The organism is Massilia sp. FBCC-B171, from assembly GCF_059134155.1.
On sequence record NZ_CP101443.1, the window covers coordinates 5,432,354 to 5,453,899 of the forward strand.

Below are 21,546 nucleotides of genomic sequence, written 5' to 3' on the forward strand. Positions count from 1 at the left end.
GTGCCTGCAATCCGCAGCGTCGCGCCCGCCGACCTGCCCGCCCTGTTCGTCTACCTGGACGACCACCTGCAGGACAACGGGCGCGCCGGCACACCCCTGTTCCAGCCGATGGCGCGCGCCGATTCACGCTTCCCGGTCGACAAGCGCGCCGCATTCGCCATCGGCCTTCACGCCGAGGTGGGCGCGCCGGGCTGGCGCCGCGCCTGGATGGCGCTCGATATTGATGGCGCCATCTGCGGCCACGTCGACCTGCGCGCGCGACCGGAACGGGCCTCCAGCCACCGCTGCCTGCTCGGCATGGGCGTGCACCGCGACTGGCGCCGCCAGGGCCTGGGCGAGCAGCTGATGGCGACCGCGCTCGGCTGGGCAGGCACGCAGGCGGCGCTCGACTGGGTCGACCTCGAGGTGCTGTCCTCGAACGGGCCGGCACGCCGCCTGTACGAACGCTGCGGGTTTGCCTTCGCCGGCGAACTGCCCGACCTGTTTCGCATCGATGGCGAGCAGCACGGCTATGTCTACATGACAGCTGGGGTCAGGTCTGACATTCGGACACGTCCTCTGCCGTAACACCCAAGGCAATATCGGAAGGTCTCAGAATATGGATGAGGTCGTGTCTTAATGTCAGACCTGACCCCAGCCGTTCAACTGACCGCAGGCTCGAGCAGCGTCACCGTCTGGCGATCCGTATCGAGCCTGGCGCGGATCCCCATCGGAATCGTAAACTGGTCGCGGATATGGCCGATCGAATAGCCCGTCACCGCCGGAATCGAGAGCGGCTGCAGGTGCAGGTCCAGGGTCTGGTCGAGGGTCAGCGAAATCTCTTCGTGTTCCGGCCCGCAGTCGTCGCAAATACCAACCATTACCCCCGCCGCTTTTTCAAAGCCGACCGACAGGTCGAGCTGGGTCAGCCAGCGGTCGATCCGGTAGGGCGCTTCGTTCACTTCTTCCAGGAACAGCAGGCTGTCTTTGAAATCAGCCGCATACGGCGTGCCGGCCAGCGCCGCGACCAGGCTCAGGTTGCCGCCGATGAGACGGCCGGTCGCCACGCCGGGGTGCACGGTGCGGATGCCGAAATGGGGTTTTTCCAGCGCGCGCCGGCTGTTTTCCAGCGCCATCGGGATGGTGTAGGTCGGCTGCGGAGCGGACAGCACCGCCATCATGTGTTCGATCCCGTAATCGGTCAGCGTCGACGAGGCCACCGGGCCGTGGAAGGTGACCAGGCCCGCATGCTTGTAGATGGCCAGGTGCAGCGCGGTGATGTCGGAATAGCCCAATAAAATTTTTGGATTCGCGCGGATCAGCTTGAAATCGAGGTGGGCCAGCAGAGAAATACAGCCCGAGCCGCCCCGGATCGGCCAGATCATCTTGATTTCCGGGTCGCCGAACATGGCGTGCAGATCGGCCAGGCGCTGCGGCATGCTGCCGCCGTAGTTGCCGTACACGGCGCGCAGGGAGGCGCCTTCGCGCACCTTCAAACCCAGCGCTTCGATGTTGCGCCGTGCCTTGGCGATCGATTGTTCGGTGGCATAGCCGCCCGGCGCGATCAGGGCGACGGTATCGCCCGGCTGCAGGCGCGGAGGTTTGATCAGCGGTGTCATGGTCGATGGCGCGCTGCGGCGCCGGCGTGGAGCGGCCGCTGCCGCCCAGGGAAGCAAGGCGGCGGCGCCCAGACCGGCCGCGAAGGCGCGCCGGCTGGTGCTCATACGGCGCGCGCCCGGTGAATCAGAAGAACTTGTAGGTGAGGTTCAGCGTGTAGGCGCGGCCGCGCGGATCGGCCACCCGAGGATCCCAGCCGGCGCCAACGACATCGTCGACGTTGTGCGCGGTGAACGGCGGATCGCGGTCGAACAGGTTCTGGATACCGAAGGTGATCGACGTGTCCTTGAAGCCTTTATACGTCGTCGCCAGGCCAAAGCGGGTGTAGCTCGACACGTCCGGATCGAAACCGGCCGGCGGCGCGCTCCGGCCGGCGTTCGGCAATTGATCCTTGTAGCCCGAGGCAAAGTTGTTGCTCACCAAAACATTCCAGTCGCCACGCGTCAGGTTGAAGGTGGCCGCATGCTTCCAGCGCAGGTAGAGGTCGCGCGTAAAGAACTGGCCGACGTATTCCTTGTACGGCTGGCCCTGGATCTCGGCAAATTTGAAGCTGTCGGTCCAGGTGCCGTCGAGGGTGGCGCTCCACTTGATGCCGCCCTCGAACTTGCCGTCGCCGCGCAGGCCGAGGTCGATGCCGCGGGTTTTCGCGCCGGCCGCATTTTCCCAACGCGCCAGCACGTAATTGATGGTGCCGTCGGCGTTGCGGACAATGCTGTCCGACAGCAGGACCGGATTGTTCAGCACGAAGCTCGCGCTGCGGTTCAAAATGCGGTTCTGCATGTTGATCGCCCACCAGTCGATCGATGCCGAGAAGCCCTTGAACGGCTCGACCACGACGCCCAGCGTGCCCTGCTTCGAAGTTTCCGGCTTCAGGTTCGCGTTGCCGCCGGTCTGGTAGTCGAAGCGGTCCGGCGCGCAGAAGCGGGCGTCGCCCGGATGCGCTGCGCAGCCGACGGTGTCGACCACGCCGCTCGAGAGTTCCTGCGACAGCGTGCCGGTGTACAGTTGCGCAAAGCTCGGCGCCAGGAAGCCCTTGTTGGCCGAACCGCGCAGCAGCAGCCAGCTGCTTGGCTGGTAACGGAAGGCGACCTTCGGATTGGTGGTCGCGCCGAAGCCGGTGTAGTCATCGCGGCGCAGCGCCAGTTGCAGTTCGAGGTCCTTGGTGACCGGGACGATGAATTCGGCAAACACCGCCTTCACGTCGCGCGTCTTCTTCGGCAGGTTGGCATTGCCCGGCGAAAGGAAAATCGGCTCGGCGGGCACGTCCTGGTTGTACAGGTAGCTCTCGCGGCGCAGGTCGATGCCGGCCGCCATGGCCACCGCACCGGCCGGCAGCTGGAACACTTCGCCGGACACCGTGCCGTCGACCTGGGTCATGGTCGTCTTGCCGGTCTGGAAGGCGCCGCGGTACTTGACCGCTTCGAGCGCATCCATGGCCGCCTGGGTCTGGCTGCCATCGAGCGACCACGGGTTGACGATGCCACTGCCGAGCACGTTATAGAAATCGGGGATCTTGGCGTAGCCGTCGAGCAGTTCCATGCGGGTCTTGCTCTGGGCGTGAGACACGCCGGCCTTGTAATCCCACTTGCCGACGGCGCCTTCGAAGCCGGCCAGCAGGCGCGCACTCTCGGTCGTGTTGTCCTGGGTACGGTTGCCGAGCGGGTTGGCGCGCCACTTGTAGATGATCGGCTTGGTCTTGTCGAAACTCGGAATGAAGGCCGACAGGTCCTGGTAGTACTGGCCGCCGACCGGATAGGCATTCCGGTTGGCCAGCGAGGTCGAGATCTGGGCCGGCGTCAGGATCGAGATGACTTTCGAGCGCGAACCGATCGCCTCGACGAACATTGTGTGGTTCGGGGCCAGCTTGATGCTGCCGCGTGCCAGCAGGTTGGTCTGTTCCGACGGCGACTGCATGATGTAGTCGGCGCCGTAGTCATAGGTGCAGGAATAGGTCGAGCGCTGCGGCGAAGTCACGTTCTTCCACAGCTCGGTCTGGTATTGCGCCATGCCTTCGACCGTGTCGCACTTGCCCTGGAAGCTCAGCGGGTTCGCTTGCAGGTAGGTCGTCGCATCGCCAGGACGCGTGAAACCGGTACCGAGCGCGGTATTGGCGCCGGTCAGCTGGTTCGCATACGGCGTGCCGGTGGTGTCCGGCGACAGGCCGCGCGCCGGCTGGAAGCCGTTGGCGAAGTCGCGCTTGGGCGATGCGAGCTTTTCGTTCTTGGTGAAGGACGCCGTCGCCATCACGTTGAAGCCGTCGGTGTCGATGTTGCCGTGGCCGACGATCAGGGAGCCGCGGTGGATGTTGCCCCCGCCCGCTTCGGTGACATTGGTATAGGCCGACGCTTCCGCGCCTTCATAGTCGGTTTTCAGGATGATGTTCATCACGCCACCGATCGCGTCGGTGCCGTAGATGGCCGAGGCGCCATCCTTCAGAATCTCGATGCGCGAAATGGCCGCCATCGGGATCGAATTCAGGTCGACCGCCTTGCCGCTCTTGCCGTGGGTCGGTGCGCGGCGGCCGTTGATCAGGACCAGGGTGCTGTTCGCGCCGAGGCCGCGGAAGGACGCGAACGAGGCGCCGCCGACGACGCGGTCGGCGTCCGAACCGAATACGTTATTGCCCGAGGTCGGGTTGTCGGCGCCGGTGCCGTTCGCCGAGATCATGCTCATCAGCTGCTCGGCCGAGGTGATGCCCTGTTTTTGCAGGGTGTCGAAGCTGATCACCTGCACTGGCAGGGCGCCTTCCTTGGCCACCCGCTTGATGCTGGAACCGGTGATCTCGACGCGTGCCATCGGGGCATTTTGTTGCATTTCCTGTGCAACGGCCGGGCTTACCACCCCGATCAGGGCAATCAGATGGGCAATTTTCTTGAGCTTCACGCGTGTCTCCTGGAGTGTTCTGGGCGATCTTGAATGGGTATGGCGATGTGTCGCCTTGTTGCCGGAATCTCATTCCATTACGGCATGGATTGTTTCGAGAGTACGCCCGCGCAAGGGGCCTCATCCAATGAAATATCTGGCGGGAAGTATAACTTCCAGGAATGTTTATAAATCGAACTTCGACGAATCTAACGGCGCAGTTCTAATAAACGTGCCCTTTGCGCAACATCGATGTCCAGATAACGCCAGGATGTGAATTCGACCGGATGGCGCTTGTAGTTTTTTAGCCACGGATGACGGATATCGGCCGATACCGCATGGGTCAGCGGTACCCAGGGGTTGTAGGCGTGGATCAGCTGGTTCATTTCGAAGTACAGGCGTTGCCGCGCCGGCCCGTCGGACAGCAGGCGCGCCTGTTCGTAGCGGCTGTTGTAAGCCGGTAAATCAAAACGCGCATAGTTGGCGCGGCCGGCGTTCGGGCCGTACAACAGCTGATAAAAATTGTCGCCGTCGGGGAAGTCGGCGATCCAGTTACTTTCGAACATGGTCACCTTGCCCAGGCGCGAGGCCTTGATGATCTCCGTCTTCTTGTCCGACTTGAACAGCACGCGCAGCCCGATGGAATTGAGGCATTTTCTCCACAGCTCGTCGCGCAGGCGTCCGGCAACCGTCGCTTCGCTGTGCATGGTCAGGGTCAGCGGCTTGCCGCCGGGGGCGCGCCGAAAGCCGTCGGCGTCGCGCTGCCCGTAACCGTGGCGGTCGAGTAAGGCGTTGGCCAGCGCCGGGTCGTAGGGCACCGGGCTGCGGTAGGCCGGGTCGTAGCCGAGCACATTCGGCGGCAGCGGCGACTCGGCCTTGATCGCAAAGCCTTTTTTTAACAGCGCGATGTCTTCGGCATTGTTGTAGGCCAGTGCAATGGCGCGGCGCAGGGCGATCCGGTCTTTGGTATAGCCGCCCAGCACCGGGTCCTTCATGTTCATCCACATGTAATAGGTCTGCAGCACCGGGAAGCGCGACAGCTGCATGCCGCGTTGCTGCAGCTCCGGCTTCAGGCGCCCATCGCGGATCACCATGTCGGTCATCGATTCCGGCACCTGCTCGAGGTAGTCGTATTCGCTGTTCAGGAAGCCCAGCATGCGGCCCTGGAATTCCTCGGCGATTTTTACTTCAACCCGGTCCACGCGCGGCAGGCGCTTGCCGGCAAGGGCGGCGGCAATTTTTTGATCTTCCGCGTCGGCACCGGGCGTGGCGCTGAACACGGCGCTGGAATACGGGTTCGCCAGCAGCACGATGCGGTCGCTTCGCTTCCATTCGCCGATCATGAAGGGGCCGGTGCCGACCGGGTGGTTCCCGGCCTGGCCTGGATAAGCCTCGATGACTTCGCGCGCCACCGTGCTCGACGCCGGCGTCGCCATATAAAACAGAAAATTGTTATCCGGCTCTTTTAAGCGGATGCGCAGGGTGAAGCGGTCGATTGCCTGCAGGCCGGGAATGGCCTGGTCAGGGCTGAACTGTTTTTTCAGGGCCTCGTCGCCCGCGAGCTTGCCGTCGAACATGTACGACCAGGGCGACTTGATGGCCGGGTCGTACAGGCGCGTGATGCTGTAGACGACATCCTGCGCCGTCATCTCGCGCTTGACGCCTTTGAAGGCAGGGTCGGGCGTGAAATAAATGCCGGGGCGGATGCGGAAGGTATAGGTGCGGCCGTCGGCGCTCACGTCCGGCATGGCGCTGGCCGTGTTCGGACGCAGTTTCACCGGGCGCGCCAGGTAGTCGTAGCGCAGCAGCGGGTCGAACAGGTTTTCCAGCAGGGACAAGGTGGCGATGTCCGAGGCGGCGGCCGGATCGAGGCCGGTTTCGCTGGTCGACAGGAACATGTGCAGCACTTTTTCGCCCGCTGCCGGGGCTGTGGCAGGCGCGGCCAGCGTGGCGCCGGCGGCGAGCAGCAAACTGAAAAAGGCGGCGCGAAGTGTCATGGGGGCAAGTCCTGGTTGAGCGTTGCGTATCATAGGCGCGGCGCCGGGAGCAGGCAAACAAAAAGCCGCACCCATCACTTTTCTGCATGGCATGGCTGCATTCTTTCATCCTTGCAGCTTGCTCTGCGCCTATACTCTCCGCTGCACAATCGTGCGCATGAATGCCGTGACTTCGTCTGCGGCTGTTGAACAAGCGGCGTCGTTCCACGCACTGGCCTGATGACGCCGCCCGCATATCGGACTGACTCATGGCATTAAATTACATCTGGACTGGTTTCTTCCTCGTCGGCTTCATCGCCGCACTTGCCCAATGGCTGTTCCTGGGCGACGCGGAAATTTTCAAACGCGTCATCGACGGCACCTTCAGCTCGGCCAAGATGGCGGTGATGGACATCGCCCTGCCGCTGGCCGGCGTGATGACGCTCTGGCTGGGGATCATGAACATCGGCGAGAAGGCAGGCGCCATCAACCTGTTTGCGCGCATCATCGCGCCCTTCTTCTCCCGCATCTTTCCAGGCGTTCCACGCGAGCACCCCGCGAATGGCCACATGGTCATGAATTTTTCGGCGAACATCCTCGGGCTCGACAATGCCGCGACGCCGTTCGGCCTGAAGGCGATGGAAAGCCTGCAAACGCTCAACCCGCGCAAGGATGAAGCGAGCGATGCCCAGATCATGTTCCTGGTCATCCAGACCTCGGGACTGACGGTGATTCCGCTGGCGATCATGGCCCAGCGCGCCATTCTCGGCGCGGCCAATCCGGCCGATATCTTCATTCCGACCCTGATCGCCACCTTCTGCTCGACGTTCACCGGCATCGTTGCCGTCAGCCTGCGCCAACGCATCAACCTGCTCGATCCGGTCGTGTTCGGCTGGATCGGCGGCCTGACGGCGATCATCGGCGCCCTCGTGTTTTACCTCACCAATTACCTGGCCAAGTCGGAAATCGAACTGGTATCGGTGGTCGCCGCCAACCTGATCCTGTTTTCCATCATCGCCGCCTTCATGGTGGCGGCGCTGCGCAAGCGGGTCAACGTGTTCGAAGCCTTCATCGAGGGCGCGAAAGGCGGCATCGAGACCTCGCTGAAGATCATTCCCTACCTGGTCGGCATGCTGGTGGCCATCAGCGTGGTGCGCAACTCGGGCATCCTGGGCCTGATCGTCAACGCCTTCGAATGGGTGTTCACCCAGCTTGGCCTGCGCACCGACTTCGTCGGCGCCCTGCCGACCGCCCTGATGAAGCCCTTGTCCGGCAGCGGCTCGCGCGCGATGATGATCGACGCGATGACGACCTACGGCGTCGACTCCTTCGTCGGCCGCCTCGCCTCGATCCTGCAAGGCGCAGCCGACACCACTTTCTATATCGTCGCCCTGTATTTCGGCTCGGTCGGTATCCGCAAGACGCGTTATGCGATCGGGTATGGATTGCTGGCCGACCTCGCGGGCGTGATCGCCGCCATTTTCGTCGCTTACCTGTTCTTCGGTTAATCGCTGCGCTTAATCGATAAGGAGCCCCATGTTGCGCCACCTGACCCTCGCCGCCGCCGTCCTCCTTGCCTGCGCACCCGCCAGGGCCCAGTTGCCGGAACCGGTAACGCAATTGCTGGCGCAGCAAGGCATAAGCCCGGAATCGGTCAGCGCCCTGGTGCTGCGCGGCGACCAGGTCGTGCTGAGCCACCTGGCGCAACGGCCGATGCAGCCGGCCTCGACCATGAAGCTGGTGACGACCCTGGTCAGCCTGGAACACCTGGGACCGGTGTTTCGTGGACGTACCGAGCTGCTGACGAACGGCGAGGTAAAAAATGGCGTGCTCCAGGGCGACCTGGTGCTGCGCGGCGGGGCGGATGCCGATCTGTCCGGCGAAGTGCTGGAAGGGATGCTGCGCGCCCTGCACAATGGGGGCATCCGCCGGGTCACCGGCAACCTGGTGCTCGACCGCAGCCTGTTCAATCCGCCACGTGTCGACGTCGGCCTGCCGCCCTTCGACGAGTCGCCCGAAGCGTATTACAACGTCATTCCCGACGCGCTCCTGATCAACAAGAACATGCTGCAACTGGACATGCGCTCGACCGATAAACGCCTGCAGCTCGACATGCAGCCGGCGCTGAGCGGCGTGACGATTTCCTCGAACATGACCCTGATCGATGCCGATTGCGCGACCTGGGAAAACGGCTGGAAGCTGCCGCAGGCGCAGCGCAGTGAGGGCAAGATCAAGCTGGTCTTGCAGGGGACCTATCCGAAGAACTGCGCCCGCAGCAACAGCATCAACGTGCTCGACCGCGACGACTATATCGACGGCCTGTTCCGCCTGAAGTGGAAGCAGCTGGGCGGCAAACTCAATGGCAAGACGGTGACGGGGACGGCGCCGTTTGATGCCCGCCTGCTGGCCGAGCACCGCGCGCGGGCCTTGCCGGAAGTGGTGCGCGATACGAACAAACCCTCCGACAACGCGCTGGCGCGCACCCTGTTCCTGAGCCTGGGCGCCCTCGAGGCGGACCCGGTGCTGGGCAGCCGGCCGCTGCCGCCGGTCGCCGGCCAGACCACTTACACCCGGGCCGACGGCGCCGTGCGCAACTGGATGCGCGCGCGCGGCATCGACGACAGCGGTTTCGTGATCGACAACGGGTCCGGCCTGTCGCGCATCGAGCGCATCAGCCCGGTGCAAATGGGCGGCGTCCTGCGCGCCGGCCTGCACAGTCATTGGGCACCGGAATTCATGGCCAGCATGCCGATTGCAGCGCTGGACGGCACCATGCGCCGCCGTTTGAACGGCAGCCCGGCGGCCGGCCGCGCCCGTTTGAAAACGGGGACGCTGCGCAATGTGGTGGCCGTGGCCGGCTATGTGCCGGATGCGGCCGGCGTGCAGCACGTGGTGGTGGCGATGGTCAATGACGAGCTGGCGGGCGACGGGCGCGGGCGGGCCGTGGTCGATGCGCTGGTGGATTGGGTGGCGAAGTCAGGGGCGGTGGCTGCGCCGGCCGTGGTAGCTGCGCAATAGGTAGGCCTTCCTTTTCCCATCTAAAAGCCGGAATCCCGGCTCTCAAACCCCGCACTTTGCGCAGGCTCAACCAATCGAGCTTACTGCCTTTTCTATTGTTTCGCACGTAATATTGCTGGGATAACACCCAAAAACAACGCACCGTTTCTGTGCGTTGTATGTACTCACTTCAATGGTTAAGATGAATTGCGCGTATGGAAACATATCCAGACGTTATGGCGTGTATTCCGAGGCAATCCGCTTCGCTACCAAGAAAAGAGAGAACATGACGATTCACCCTGCCAGCCATCCATTCCGAAAAACCCTGCTCGCGACCGCCCTGCTGGCGGCGCTGTATCCCGCCGCCGCACAGGAAACCACGACCGACGCCAGCGCCGCCGACAGCGATACGGCCCGCGTCGTCGTGCTCGGCTCGCGCTCGAGTGCCAAGACCTCGCTCGATACGGCTGCGCCGGTAGGACTGATCAATATCAAGGACATGCAGACTGCAGGTCCGCTCGAACTGGGTAAATTGCTGCAGACGCTGGATCCATCGTTCAACTTCTCGACCACCTTCATCAGCGACGGTACCGACATCATCCGTCCGGCCACCCTGCGCGGCCTCGGCCCCGACCAGCTGCTGGTCTTGGTGAACGGCAAGCGCCGTCACCAGCAAGCCCTGGTCAACGTCCAGCAAACCATTGGCCGCGGTTCGGCCGGTACCGACATCAATGCGATCCCGATGTCGGCGATTGCCCGCATCGAAGTGCTGCGCGATGGCGCCGCCGCCCAGTACGGCTCCGATGCAATCGCCGGCGTGATCAACATTGTGTTGAAATCGCAGGTCAAGGAAACCCAAACCAGCACCTCGGTCGGCACCACCGCCGAGGGCGACGGCGACATGGTCTCGGCCAGCGCGAATACCGGTTTTGCGATCGGCGACGGCGGCTATGTGAACCTGTCGGTCGAAGGACGCCGCCGCGGCGAAACCAACCGCGCCGGCGTCGATACCCTGCGCGTCGATCCGCCGCGCGTCACCCAGCGCATCGGCGACAGCCTGGCCAAGGATGCCTTCCTGTGGGTCAATGCCGGCCTGCCGATCGACAAGGACAGCGAATTCTATGCCTTCGGCGGCGTGTCGAAGCGCACCGGCGACTCGGCCGGCTTCTACCGCTCCGCAGGCGATGGCCGCAACGTGCCGGCCGTGTACCCGAATGGCTTCCTGCCGAACATCATGACGACGGTGAAAGACGCCTCCTTCGCCGTCGGCTACCGGCGCGATCTTGCCAATGACTGGAAGTTCGACACCAGCGTCAATCACGGCCGCAGCCAGCTCGGCTTCCGTGAGCGCGAGTCGATCAACGTCAGCTACTGGTACGAACCGAAACCGGGTGGCGGCATCTACGCCGAGTCGCCGCTGGACGCCGATACCGGCACCCTGAAGTTCAACCAGACCACCTTCAATGCCGACGTGCGCGGCCCGATCGACCTGGGCGGGCGCAAGGTCTCGCTGGCGGCCGGCTTCGAATACCGCACCGACAACTACGAAATCGAAGCAGGCGACCCGGTCTCCTACCAGTACGGCCGTACCAACAATCCAGCCATCGCCATCTTCAACCAGAATGGCGGCATCGCCGCATCCGGCGCCCAGGGTTTCCCGGGCTATACGCCGACGAACGCAGTCGACGATGGCCGCCACAACATCGCGTTCTATATCGACGCCGAGCACAATATCACCGAGAAACTGATGGTGGCTGGCGCCGTTCGCTACGAAAAATACTCGGACTTCGGCAGCACCACGACCGGCAAGCTTTCGATGCGTTACGACCCGACGCGCACGGTCGGCCTGCGCGGCAGCGTCTCGACCGGCTTCCGCGCACCGTCGGTGCAGCAGAAGTTCTACAGCTCGGTCTCGACCAACCTGAACGCGGCCGGCGTGCTGACCGAAACCCTGACCGCGCGCGAAGGCAGCGCCGTCACCCGCGCCTTCGGCATTGCGCCGCTGAAGGAAGAAACTTCGAAGAACGCCAGCGTCGGCATCGTGCTGCGCCCGATGCAGAACTTCTCGGTCACGGCCGATCTGTACCGCATCGATATCGACGACCGCATCGTCTTCTCGAGCAACATCGCGCCGGAAGCCGGCGCCGGCCCGATCCGCGCCATCCTCGACCCGCTGAAGGTCGGCCAGGCGCAGTTCTTCACCAACGCGATCGACACCACGACCGACGGCTTCGACCTGGTGGCCGAGCACACCACGCGCTGGACCGGCTCGACCCTGGTGCTGTCCGGCCAGCTCGGTTTCAACAAGACCGAAGTCAAGGCGCGCCGCTCGCAGTCGCCGGTGCTGACCGGCGCCCAGCTCTTCGACGACGCCCAGGTCACGCTGATCGAACGCGGCCAGCCACGCCAGCACCACGTGGTGGCCGCCGACTACACGTCCGGCCCGTGGAACGTGAACACCCGTGCCAATTACTTCGGCGAGGTACAAGGCCAGGGCTTCACGGGCGACTATGTCCAGACCTGGGGTTCCGAGTGGCTGGTCGACCTGAGCCTGCGCTATGCCTTCACGAAGCGCCTGTCGCTCGCCGTCGGTGCGAACAACCTGTTCGACAACTACCCGACGGAATGGGACAAGAGCCCGCGCGGCGGCGACTTCCCGCACATCGGCTTCAAGCACTGCTGGGAAACCTGCCCGATCGGCATCAACGGCCGTCAAATGTACGCCAGGGTAGACTGGGCTTTTTAAGGCTTAGCCCAGGCTAGCCACACCGGGCACGCAGCGTCAGGGTTTCGACGTCTGCGTGCCCGCTCCCGCCGGCTCCAGCCATGGGGCTCCGGCCACGTCGGGCTTTGCCTCGACCAGCGCCACCTGCGCCTTCGTCGTTTCGCGAATCGTGCGTACGACGTCGAGCATCGTTTTTTCGACGAATTTTTCCGGTGTGCCCAGCACCATGCCGGTCGCGCGCCGCGGCCAGTGGAGCCAGCCCCCTTCTTTCTTGGTGAACCCGGCATACATGTCGAGGTGGTAGCCGGTTTTATACTGGTACAGGCAGGCGACGATGTGCATGTCCTGCCCGCCGCGCACGTCGGGGCGTGCTTTCGCGGTCCAGCTGGCGCCGTCGCAGCTCGGTCCGCGGGCGGCGCCGGGGGTGTCGGCCATCTTGAACCTGCCCGGCTGGTCGAGCACGTCCGTCGTTTCAGGCAGGGGCGTGGCCAGCGTGGCGTTCTGGATGTTGCGGCTGATGCCCTCGCTGGCTGCGCGCGCCACGCTGGGAGGCGGCGCATCGGTCTTGATATCGAATACCCGGACATACTCGACCGTCCGGTCCCGCGATGCAAACATGTTGTCGCCCGCGCCCGTGCTGCAGCCGGCCAGTGCCGTTCCCACGGCAGCCGCCATCATCAATCGTTTCATTGCGCACCTCTCCTGTCCGTTGGAAGAATGGGTATTGCGCGAGAGGGAAGAAGCGGACTCGTCAAGCCATCACATCAATCTCTCGTCCTTACCAGCAGATTGTCCGGGTCAGAAGAGAGGTAAAGGCTGAGAAAACTCAAGTGTGCGCGCGGCACGCGCAGAATGGATCAGAGCACGCGCTGGAAGGTGGTCCGCACGCGCTCGCGCTCGCCGCAGTCGAAATGCCACCATTCGGTATTGATGCCGAGGAAGCCGGCCCCGAACATGGCGCCGCGCAGCAGCCGGCGGTTCTCGATCTGTTGTTCGCTCAAGGTTCCGGCAGCCAGGAAACCTTGTTCCAGCGCCGGGTGCGAGACATCGGTCATGTCGTCGAAGCCGGTGCCCATGTCGAGTTCGCGTCCCTGCGGGTCGAGGATGGTGACGTCGAGCGCCATGCCGTAGGAGTGGATCGAGCCGCGCGCCGGATTGGCCAGGTACATCTGCAGGCCGGTCCCGTCCAGGGCATCCCACAACTGCTGCTGCACCCGCTGCGGGCGCAGGGCGTCGAGCACCAGCAGGGTGTGGCCAGGTGCGCGCGCGGCCAGCCAGGCGACCGCCGCTTCCAGGGCCGCGGCCGCCTCGACGTGCAGCCAGGCGCAATCGAAGGGCGAATACAGGTCGCGCCCGACGAAATTATTCGGGCCGGCGTAGCGCAGGTCGACCGCAATCCCGGCGATCGAGGACAGATGGCGAAACTGTGCGCAGCCGGCAATGTCTTCGCTGGCCAGCGTCAAGGGTAAAACGGTCATGCCTACACGCCTCCCTGCTCCAGGCAGGCGCGCGCCGTCGCGCCGATGCAATTGGCCAGTTCGCGCGCGCCGTGCGAGAGCGGCGCGTGGTTCGCCGTCAGCAGGAACAGCTGGACCGGCATGGCGGGCGCCCAGGGGCGGCGCTGGACCTTGCTTGACGCGGCCGAGGCGGCCGTGAACGGATCGACCACGGCCGTGCCGGCGCCCGCTTCGACCAGGGACCGGGCGATCTGATAAGTCTGCACCACGGTGCGAAACACCGGCTGCACGCCTTGCGCCTCGCAGGCGGCGACGACAATTTCTCCGATCGGATCGTTGTCGGCCAGGCCGATCAGCTCGCCAGTGAGCCCTTCGGGCCCGATCGGCTGCGCGCATTCGGCCGCGGACCAGGTGCCGCTTGGGGCGATCACGGTGAGCATGCCCTGCGCGATCGGTTCGGCGACGATGCCGGGATGGCGCGGGTCCTGCAGCGACAGCGCGAGGTCGGCTTCGCCCAGGCGCAGCGCGTTGACGATCTCGCTGGTGTGATAGGTCGCCAGTTCGCAGCGGGTCTGTTCGAAATCGCGGCGCCAGGCCGTCATCGCCTGCGGCAGCACGCTGATCGCCAGGGTCGGGGTCGACACCAGGCGCACGGTTTCGACCGCGCGGCCCTTGAGGCTGGCGGCCAGGCGGCGGATGCCCTGCAGGTCGCGGTTGAGTTTTTCGGTCTCGGCGAACAGGCGGTGCGCTTCCGGCTTCGGATACAGCTTGCCGCGCACGCGCTCGAACAGCGGCATGCCCAGCTGCAGCTCGGCGTGCTGCAGCACCTTGGTGACGGCCGGCTGCGAGATGTGCAGGACCTGGGCGGCGCCGCTGATGGTGCCGACCTGCATGATGGCGTGGAAAACTTCGATGTGGCGCAGGCGCATGTTCAATCCTTCAAGACGCCCGTGCGAGGCGCGGGCAGGCCGAAGGATACAGGGAAACGCAGGGCGCGGCGACCGTCACTGTGGGTCCTATACAACCGGCGGCGTGTTCGGCGGCATCTCGGGTACCGGCGGCGGCGCCACAGGCGTGGGCACCTCCACCGGCGGCAGGGGTTGTTCCGGCTGTATCGGCTGTTCCGGCTGTACCGGACGCATTTCCGGAATCGGGCGCGGCGGCACCGGCGGCAGCGGCGCGTTGGCCGGCGTGGTCAGCACTTCCAGCATGGCCGCGGTTTCCGCATCCGGTTCGCCCGCGATGTTGGCCGGGCGGTATTTCATCTGGAAGGCGGCGATCACGGTTTTGGTCGGCTGGTCGAAGACGCCGCTCTGGGCCAGCGCAAAACCATGGCTGGCCAGCTTTTTCTGGAACCACGGCGCATCCGGGGTCTGGATGTCGAATACCTGGCGCACCGCGGCGACCCGGTTCGCATCCGGCCACGTCACCAGGCCCGCCCGGGCCAGCTGGTACCACGGGAACAGCGGTCCCGGGTCTTGCTTGCGCAACGGGGCGATGTCGCTGTGGGCAAGGACGTTCTCCGGCAGGATGCCGTGGCGCTCGACGATCCCTTTTACCAAGGGAATCAGGGCGTCGATCTGGGTCTGCGGGAAAGGCGCGAACACGCGTCCGGTGGGCGTGTCGACCCAGCCGGCATTCACGATTTCGATCCCGATCGAGCTGTTGTTGAGCTGGGTGTAGTTCTTCCAGCTCGAGTTGCCGGCGTGGTAGGCGGCCCGGGTTTCGTCGACCAGGCCGTAGATGGTCGGCCTGGCATCGTCGGTGACGAGGTAGTGGGCGCTTACTTGCTGCTCGGTCAGGATTTTTACCGAGGCCGGCTTGTTCGCCACCGTATAGTGCAGCACCAGGAACCGCACGCGGCTGGCCTGGCCCTTGGCCGTATAGGTCTTGTCGATGCCGCCCGGTGCGGTGGCGCAACCTGCCAGCAAGGCGATCAGGAGGGTAGCTGCTAGGGATTTCATGGTGGTCCGTTTACATTAAAACATCAGAAATTGGTCACTGTTCAGGCCGGGACGCCGTCGCCGGCGGCCAGGCGCGCGGCGGCGTGGTGTGCGCGCATCGCGCCCTGCGTGATGATGCAGACTGGCGCCAGGCTGGCGCGCATGCTTGCCGCGATCGACGGATGCAGCTGCGCGGCGCGCCCCGCCAGCGCCACCGGGCGCGGCCCGAAGCGCGCGATCAGCGCCCGCGCCAGGCGGCCCAGTTCGCGGCCGGCTTCGAGCAGGATGGCGTCGGCCGCCGGATCCTTCCCGGCGCTCGCCGCCACGGCCAGCGCCAGCTTGCCCACTTCGCCGCGTTCTTGTCCATAAATAAACTGGCGCGAATACGCCCAGTCCGAGCCACCGACCTGCGCAAACACGGCGCGCGCCATGGCCGACGCTTCCCAGCTGCCCGGCGCTTCGTCCTCGCGGCGCCAGATCTGGCGCAGCGCTTCGCGCGCGATCCAGAAGCCGCCGCCGCCATCGTCCAATACGACGCCGCGCCCGCCGGCCCGGTGAAAAACCCCGTCGCCATCGATGAAGGCGCCGATCGAGCCGGTGCCGGCATAGACCAGGTAGCCTTCACCGGGCGCAAAACTGGCGCGGTAGGCGATCTCGATGTCGTTGCACATGGAAATCGCCGCAGGCGCGATGCCGAGCAGCCCGGCCAGCCAGTGCGTCAACTGTTCGCCGTCGCCGCCGAAACCGGTCAACCCGGCCCGCACGCGCACTGGCTGCGCATGGGCCAGCACGGCAGCGGCCAACGCCGCGAAGGTGGCCTGCACGCTGGCGCGGCCAGCCGGATTGCCCATCTGCAGGGCCGACAGGCCGGCGACCGTGCCTTCGGCCAGGATGTCTCCGCCCGGCCCCGCCAGCGCCCAGCGGGTCTGGGTGCCGCCGGCGTCGATGCCCAGGCCGATGCCTGTTTCATTTTGAAAATTCAACATGGGGCGAGTGTAAATCCTGGCGCCGCAGGAGGCGAATGAAAGCTGGCCATCATTGCATGAGCAGAAGTTATGAATAACTGTAAATACATGAGCGTATTTAATATATTCCCGGACAAATGCTTACGGTTTGCCCCACACCTGGACGCGCTCGCCTTCGATCCCCAAACGGTCGACCGCGCCGACGAACACCGCATCCACATCGCCGAGGCTTGCGTCGTCCGGCACCGTCCAGTCCACCTTCGTCGCCGGCACCACCGTAAATTTCCACTCGTCGCCATGGCGTGCCCACACCGTGTACAGCGCATTCGCCTTGCCGGCCGCCAGTTTCAGATCGATCCCCTTGCCGTTTTTCACCGCCTTGACGCGCGGCAGGCCGGGTTTCACGTTGCCGAGCCAGGGCGTGGCCGGCACCAGCGCGGGCGTCGCGTACGAGCCCGTGCGCAGCTGGTCGGCGATGCCCTTGCGGTTCTGCATCAGGGCGACCATGCTGAAGTGTACGTGACCGCCCGCCTGCGGGCGCGCACGGGTGGACGCGATCTGGTCGAGGATTTCCTGGGGCTGGAATTCCTTGGTCGCGGCCCCGATGCGGCTCGTAAACAGGCCGGGCCAGATGTGGCGGCCCTGCGTATTCTGGCCGATCCAGTAGTCGAGCAGCACGTCGTACGCCTGCGGCGCCTGGCTGCGCGCCCAGTACAGCTGCGGCGTGAAATAGTCGAGCCAGCCCTTTTGCAGCCAGAGTTCGGCGTCCGCGTACAGCTTGTCGTACTGCGAGAAGCCGACGATGCCGGGCGGGCGGCGGTCAGGACGGCCCAGGCCGAAAGGACTGATGCCGAAGCGCACCCAGCTCTTTTCGCGGTGGATGCCCTGGTACATGTCTTTGATGAGTTCGTTGACGTTCTCGCGGCGCCAGGACGGGCGGTCGAGCTTGCCGCCACGGGCGAGATAGCGCTCCCAGGCCGGCGTATCCGGGAAATCGAGCTCGGCCTTGACGCCGGGCCTGCCGTCCAGCGCGGCCTCGTTGCCTGCCACGCCAGGAGTCGCTTCAATCGGGTAGGGATAAAAATAGTCGTCGATGTGCACGCCGTCGATGTCGTAGCGGCGCACCACGTCGAGCACCACGTCCAGCGTCTGCTTCGAGGCCGCTTCCTCGCCCGGGTCCATCCACATGAACTTGCCGTAGCGGCGCACCGCCGAGGGGTTGGAGCGGGTGATGTGGTTGCTCGCCGCCGGCGAACGGGCGCCGTCGTGGCGCGCGCGGTAGGGGTTGAACCAGGCGTGCAGTTCGAGGCCGCGCGCATGCGCTTCGGTCACCCAGAATTTCAGGGGGTCGTACCAGGGCTGCGGCGCCTGGCCCTGGGCGCCGGTCAGGTATTCCGACCAGGGCTCGATGGGCGAGGCGTAGATGGCGTCGGCCGAGGGCCGCACCTGCAGCACGATCGCATTCAGGTTCATGGCCTTGGCGCGGTCGAGGATGGCAATCGCCTCGGCCTGCTGCTGCGGAGCCTTCAGGTTTTGCCGGCTCGGCCAGTCGATATTCGCCACCGTCGAGACCCAGGCGGCGCGGAACTCGCGCGGGGCGGCGGGCGGCAGCTTGCCGGTGGCGACAATCGTGCCCTTCGGCGTCGCCTCGCCCTTTTGCGGGGTGGAGCAGCTTGCCAGGAAACCGCTCAGGGACAACATACTTGCCACGCCGGCCAGCGCCAGCGCCCGTTTTTTCATATCTGCCACTACCACTCCTGCATCGTGTTGATCGTTATACTTTGACAAGCCCTTATGCCGCCCTATCAGGCGAAGGCGCTGAATAGTAGCAAAGCCGAGCCTGTTAGCAGGAAACAATAGGAGGGCGGGCATGTGGATGCCCACGCGGCTTACTTCTTGCCGAACTCCGGATCGATCTTCACCAGCGCCGCCATCACAAAGGCCGGAATCGTCGCAATGCATACCCAGATGAAGAAGTTTTTATAACCCAGGTATTCCTGCAAATCCCCGCTCCACATGCCCGGCACCATCATGCCCAGCGCCATCAGGCCGGTGCAGATCGCGTAGTGCGCGGTTTTGTGTTCGCCATCGGCAACCATGATCATGTACAGCATCATGGCCGTGAAACCGAAGCCGTAGCCGAACTGCTCGATGGCGAGGAAGGCCGAGATCAGGACCAGGCTGGTTGGCTGCGCCTGCGATAAATACACGAACACCAGGTCCGGCAGGTGCACGGCAAAGACCATCAGCCACAGGCAGCGTTTCAGTCCCAGGCGCGAAATCAGGTAGCCGCCGGCCAGGCCGCCGATGGTGAGCGAAATGATGCCGATGGTGCCGTAGGCCCAGCCGTACTGGGAGGTAGTGAGGCCCAGGCCGCCTTCGGCCAGCGGATCTTTCAAGAAGGGGGCGACCAGTTTCAGCAGCTGCGCTTCGCCCAGGCGGAAGGTCAAAATAAAACCGAGGATCAGCCAGATGTCGCGCTTGCGGAAGAAGGAACCGAAAGTGCCGAAGAATTCGCGCAGCGGATTCGCACCAGCGGCCACGGCATGGTCCTCCTTCGGCGTCGGCAGCACCAGCTGGTGCCAGGCGAAGGCGGCCGTGAACATGGCCGCGAGCACGAAGAACACGATCGACCAGGCCTGGTGTGCGTCCCCCAGCGAGATGGCGAGATAACCGGCCAGCACCACCAGCGGCCCCTGCCCCGCCAGCGAGGCCAGGCGGTAGAAGGTGCTGCGCACGCCGACAAACGCCGCCTGGTCTTTCTGGCGCAATCCGAGCATATAAAAGCCGTCGGCCGAGATGTCGTGGGTGGCCGAGCAGAAGGCCATCAGCCACATGACGGCCAGGCTGACGGCGAAGAAGGCGGGCAGGTGCAGCACCGTGCCGACCGCGACCAAGGAGGCGGCCACCGCCAGTTGCAGCAGCACCGTCCAGCGCCGCTTGGTGCCGAACATGTCGACCACGGGCGACCACAGCGGCTTGATGACCCAGGGCAGGTACAGCAGGCTGGTATAGAAGGCGATGTCGGAATTCGACACCCCCAGGTCCTTGTACATGATGACCGACAGGTGCATCGCGACGACATAGGGAATGGCCTGGGCAAAGTACAGCGATGGCACCCACAGCCACGGGCTTTTCGTTTCAGACTTGTTCATAAGACTTTCGTGAATGAGAGAACTACCAAGGCCGGCAAGCCTCTCGAATCACGGCTTACGAAGCGAATGCAAGTGCCTGGCGCACGCTGCCGTGCGCAGTCTCCAACAAGGCCCGAGCCTGCTCGACAGTGGTTTTTCTCGTCAAGGCCACGATCGCGGTCTTGACGTGGAAATCGCACTGTTCCAGCACCGCGCGCGCGGCAGCCTCGTCGGCGCCGGTGGCGAAGGCGGTCAGGCGAATCGCGCGCCCGACCAGCTTGGCGTTGGTCGCCTTCAAGTCTACCATCAGGTTGCCATGAACCTTGTTCAAACGCACCATCAAGGCACTCGAAAAAGTGTTCAAAGCAATTTTTTGCGAGGTCCCGGCCTTTAAACGCGTGCTGCCGGAAATGACTTCCATGCCGGTGTCGAGGGTGACGCCGATCTCCGCCTCGTTCGCCACCGGGGCGTCGACGTTGTTGGCGAAACCGATGGTCAGGGCGCCGATGGCGCGCGCGGCGCGCAGGGCGCCCAGCACATAGGGCGTGGCGCCCGAGGCGGCGATCAGGAGCACGACGTCGCCGGCTGTCACGTTCACCGCACGCAGGTCGGCCGCGCCTTGCACGCTATCGTCCTCGGCGCCTTCGACGGCGGCGAACATCGCCTCCTTGCCGCCGGCCAGCAGGGCCACGGCGCGCTCATGCGGCCAGGAAAAAGTGGGATACAGCTCAACGCTGTCGAGCACGCCCAAGCGGCCCGAAGTGCCGGCGCCGACATACACCAGGCGCCCGCCCGCTTCCATGCGCGGCAGCGCGGCCGTCACGGCGGCGGCGATGCGGGGCGCCGCGGCGCGCACGGCGTTCACGGCATTGACCTGGTCGTCCACCAGCACATTCACCAGTTCCGTCGTCGGATACTGGTCGAGCAGGGCGTGGTCCTGGGCCGGGGTTTCGGTTTTCAGCATGGCGGCAAAGTTCTGGCAGATTTGTTCGATAAAACCAGTGTAGGTCCAATTGAGCAAGCCCTGCCATGAAACTCAGGGACAAGCGCATGCCAAAAAGTTATGCCGGCGCCCGGCGCAGTTCGGCCACGAAATCATAGTAATCGCTGCGGCAATACGAATGCGTCAGCTCCACCGCCACGCCCGATTCCAGATAACCCACGCGCGTGATGAACAGCACCGCCTGCCCTTCCGCCACCTCCAGTTGCTGCGCCAATGCGGCCGGCGCGTTCATGGCGCGGATGTGCTGCAGCGCGCGCACCGGCATCTGCCCGCCGCGTTCCAGGTAGGCGTACAGCGAATGGTCAACCTCTTGCGGACGCGGCAGCACGCTGGCCGGAATTACGCTCGTTTCATAGGCCATCACGACCTCGTCGGCCAGGCGCAGGCGCTCCAGGCGTGCGACGCGGGCGCCGGGAGACAGGCCCAGCGCCAGCTGCTCGTCGGCATCGGCCGCCACCAGTTCGCGCCGCAGCCAGCGCGACCTGGGCGTGTAGCCGCGCTGCTGCAGCTGTTCGGAAAAACTCGACAGGGTCGACAAGGGCTGCTCGATGCGCGGCGCAATGTAATTGCCCGAGCCGCGCCGGCGCACCACCAGCCCCTGCTCGACCAGTTGATCGATGGCTTTGCGGGCGGTCACGCGCGAGACGCCCTGCTGCTCGGACAGCGTACGCTCCGAGGGCAGCGCCTGGTCGGCCTGGTAGCGGCCCTCGCGCACGTCGCGGGTCAGCTTGCGCGCCAGCTGCAGGTAGAGCGGCGAATTGTCGTTGAGATCGATGTCGAGGTCGATGGTGGCCTGGTTCATGACCGCCAGTGTAAGGCGAGTGCGGGCCCGGCAGACTAAAAATTATGCCGATGACATCGTTTATGATGTGGCAAACAAGCTGATAC

16 protein-coding genes are annotated in these 21,546 nt (G+C 64.6%); 4 read left to right on the plus strand and 12 right to left on the minus strand.

The window, feature by feature from the left end; genetic code table 11:
* Nucleotides 1-567 carry a GNAT family N-acetyltransferase gene (locus tag NMB41_RS24530; RefSeq protein WP_494380337.1) on the plus strand — a complete coding sequence of 189 codons (567 nt, stop codon included), beginning with the start codon at nt 1-3 and terminating at the stop codon, nt 565-567.
* A gap of 74 nt (nt 568-641) precedes the next feature.
* On the opposite strand, the gene NMB41_RS24535 is transcribed toward NMB41_RS24530, so the two are convergent.
* The 3 genes from NMB41_RS24535 to NMB41_RS24545 form a co-directional block, all read right to left on the minus strand.
* Nucleotides 642-1,703 (minus strand): S66 peptidase family protein, encoded by a 1,062-nt coding sequence (locus NMB41_RS24535; protein WP_494380338.1) that lies wholly within the window; start codon nt 1,701-1,703, stop codon nt 642-644.
* 19 nt (nt 1,704-1,722) lie between these two features.
* Nucleotides 1,723-4,479 (minus strand): TonB-dependent receptor, encoded by a 2,757-nt coding sequence (locus NMB41_RS24540; protein ID WP_494380339.1) that lies wholly within the window; start codon nt 4,477-4,479, stop codon nt 1,723-1,725.
* Nucleotides 4,480-4,667: 188 nt separating this feature from the next.
* Nucleotides 4,668-6,455, minus strand: a complete 1,788-nt coding sequence (locus NMB41_RS24545) for an ABC transporter substrate-binding protein (protein ID WP_494380340.1) — start codon at nt 6,453-6,455, stop codon at nt 4,668-4,670.
* A 248-nt stretch (nt 6,456-6,703) separates the two neighbouring features.
* Here NMB41_RS24545 and NMB41_RS24550 point away from each other — a divergent pair, with 248 nt between their 5' ends.
* The 3 genes from NMB41_RS24550 to NMB41_RS24560 all read left to right on the plus strand — a co-directional run bounded on the left by NMB41_RS24550 (nt 6,704) and on the right by NMB41_RS24560 (nt 12,177).
* Complete coding sequence (locus tag NMB41_RS24550; RefSeq protein WP_494380341.1) at nt 6,704-7,942, plus strand: nucleoside recognition domain-containing protein; 1,239 nt, start codon at nt 6,704-6,706, stop codon at nt 7,940-7,942.
* 28 nt (nt 7,943-7,970) lie between these two features.
* On the plus strand, nt 7,971-9,452 hold the full coding sequence (gene dacB, locus NMB41_RS24555) for a D-alanyl-D-alanine carboxypeptidase/D-alanyl-D-alanine endopeptidase (RefSeq protein ID WP_494380342.1): 1,482 nt from the start codon (nt 7,971-7,973) through the stop codon (nt 9,450-9,452).
* A gap of 265 nt (nt 9,453-9,717) precedes the next feature.
* Nucleotides 9,718-12,177, plus strand: coding sequence for a TonB-dependent receptor plug domain-containing protein (locus NMB41_RS24560; RefSeq protein WP_494380343.1), 2,460 nt, complete (start codon nt 9,718-9,720; stop codon nt 12,175-12,177).
* 36 nt (nt 12,178-12,213) lie between these two features.
* Here the strand turns inward: NMB41_RS24560 and NMB41_RS24565 are convergent, their stop codons facing one another.
* The 9 genes from NMB41_RS24565 to NMB41_RS24605 all read right to left on the minus strand — a co-directional run bounded on the left by NMB41_RS24565 (nt 12,214) and on the right by NMB41_RS24605 (nt 21,460).
* The gene (locus NMB41_RS24565; RefSeq protein WP_494380344.1) at nt 12,214-12,846 is read right to left on the minus strand and encodes a hypothetical protein; all 633 of its coding nucleotides are present in this window, start codon (nt 12,844-12,846) and stop codon (nt 12,214-12,216) included.
* 167 nt (nt 12,847-13,013) lie between these two features.
* Entirely contained in the window at nt 13,014-13,634 is a 621-nt protein-coding gene (locus tag NMB41_RS24570) for a M15 family metallopeptidase (protein WP_494380345.1), read from the minus strand.
* A gap of 2 nt (nt 13,635-13,636) precedes the next feature.
* Nucleotides 13,637-14,542 carry a LysR family transcriptional regulator gene (locus NMB41_RS24575; RefSeq protein WP_494380346.1) on the minus strand — a complete coding sequence of 302 codons (906 nt, stop codon included), beginning with the start codon at nt 14,540-14,542 and terminating at the stop codon, nt 13,637-13,639.
* Between the two features lie 87 nt (nt 14,543-14,629).
* A complete protein-coding gene (locus NMB41_RS24580; RefSeq protein ID WP_494380347.1) occupies nt 14,630-15,577 on the minus strand; it encodes an N-acetylmuramoyl-L-alanine amidase in 948 nt (315 codons plus the stop codon).
* A gap of 41 nt (nt 15,578-15,618) precedes the next feature.
* Complete coding sequence (locus tag NMB41_RS24585) at nt 15,619-16,542, minus strand: N-acetylglucosamine kinase (RefSeq protein ID WP_494380348.1); 924 nt, start codon at nt 16,540-16,542, stop codon at nt 15,619-15,621.
* A 120-nt stretch (nt 16,543-16,662) separates the two neighbouring features.
* On the minus strand, nt 16,663-18,261 hold the full coding sequence (locus tag NMB41_RS24590) for a glycoside hydrolase family 10-like protein (protein WP_494382902.1): 1,599 nt from the start codon (nt 18,259-18,261) through the stop codon (nt 16,663-16,665).
* A 149-nt stretch (nt 18,262-18,410) separates the two neighbouring features.
* The gene (locus NMB41_RS24595; RefSeq protein ID WP_494380349.1) at nt 18,411-19,676 is read right to left on the minus strand and encodes an MFS transporter; all 1,266 of its coding nucleotides are present in this window, start codon (nt 19,674-19,676) and stop codon (nt 18,411-18,413) included.
* Nucleotides 19,677-19,731: 55 nt separating this feature from the next.
* Nucleotides 19,732-20,619 carry an N-acetylmuramic acid 6-phosphate etherase gene (locus NMB41_RS24600; protein ID WP_494380350.1) on the minus strand — a complete coding sequence of 296 codons (888 nt, stop codon included), beginning with the start codon at nt 20,617-20,619 and terminating at the stop codon, nt 19,732-19,734.
* 97 nt (nt 20,620-20,716) lie between these two features.
* Nucleotides 20,717-21,460, minus strand: coding sequence for a GntR family transcriptional regulator (locus NMB41_RS24605; protein WP_494380351.1), 744 nt, complete (start codon nt 21,458-21,460; stop codon nt 20,717-20,719).
* Between the last annotated feature and the right edge of the window lie 86 nt (nt 21,461-21,546).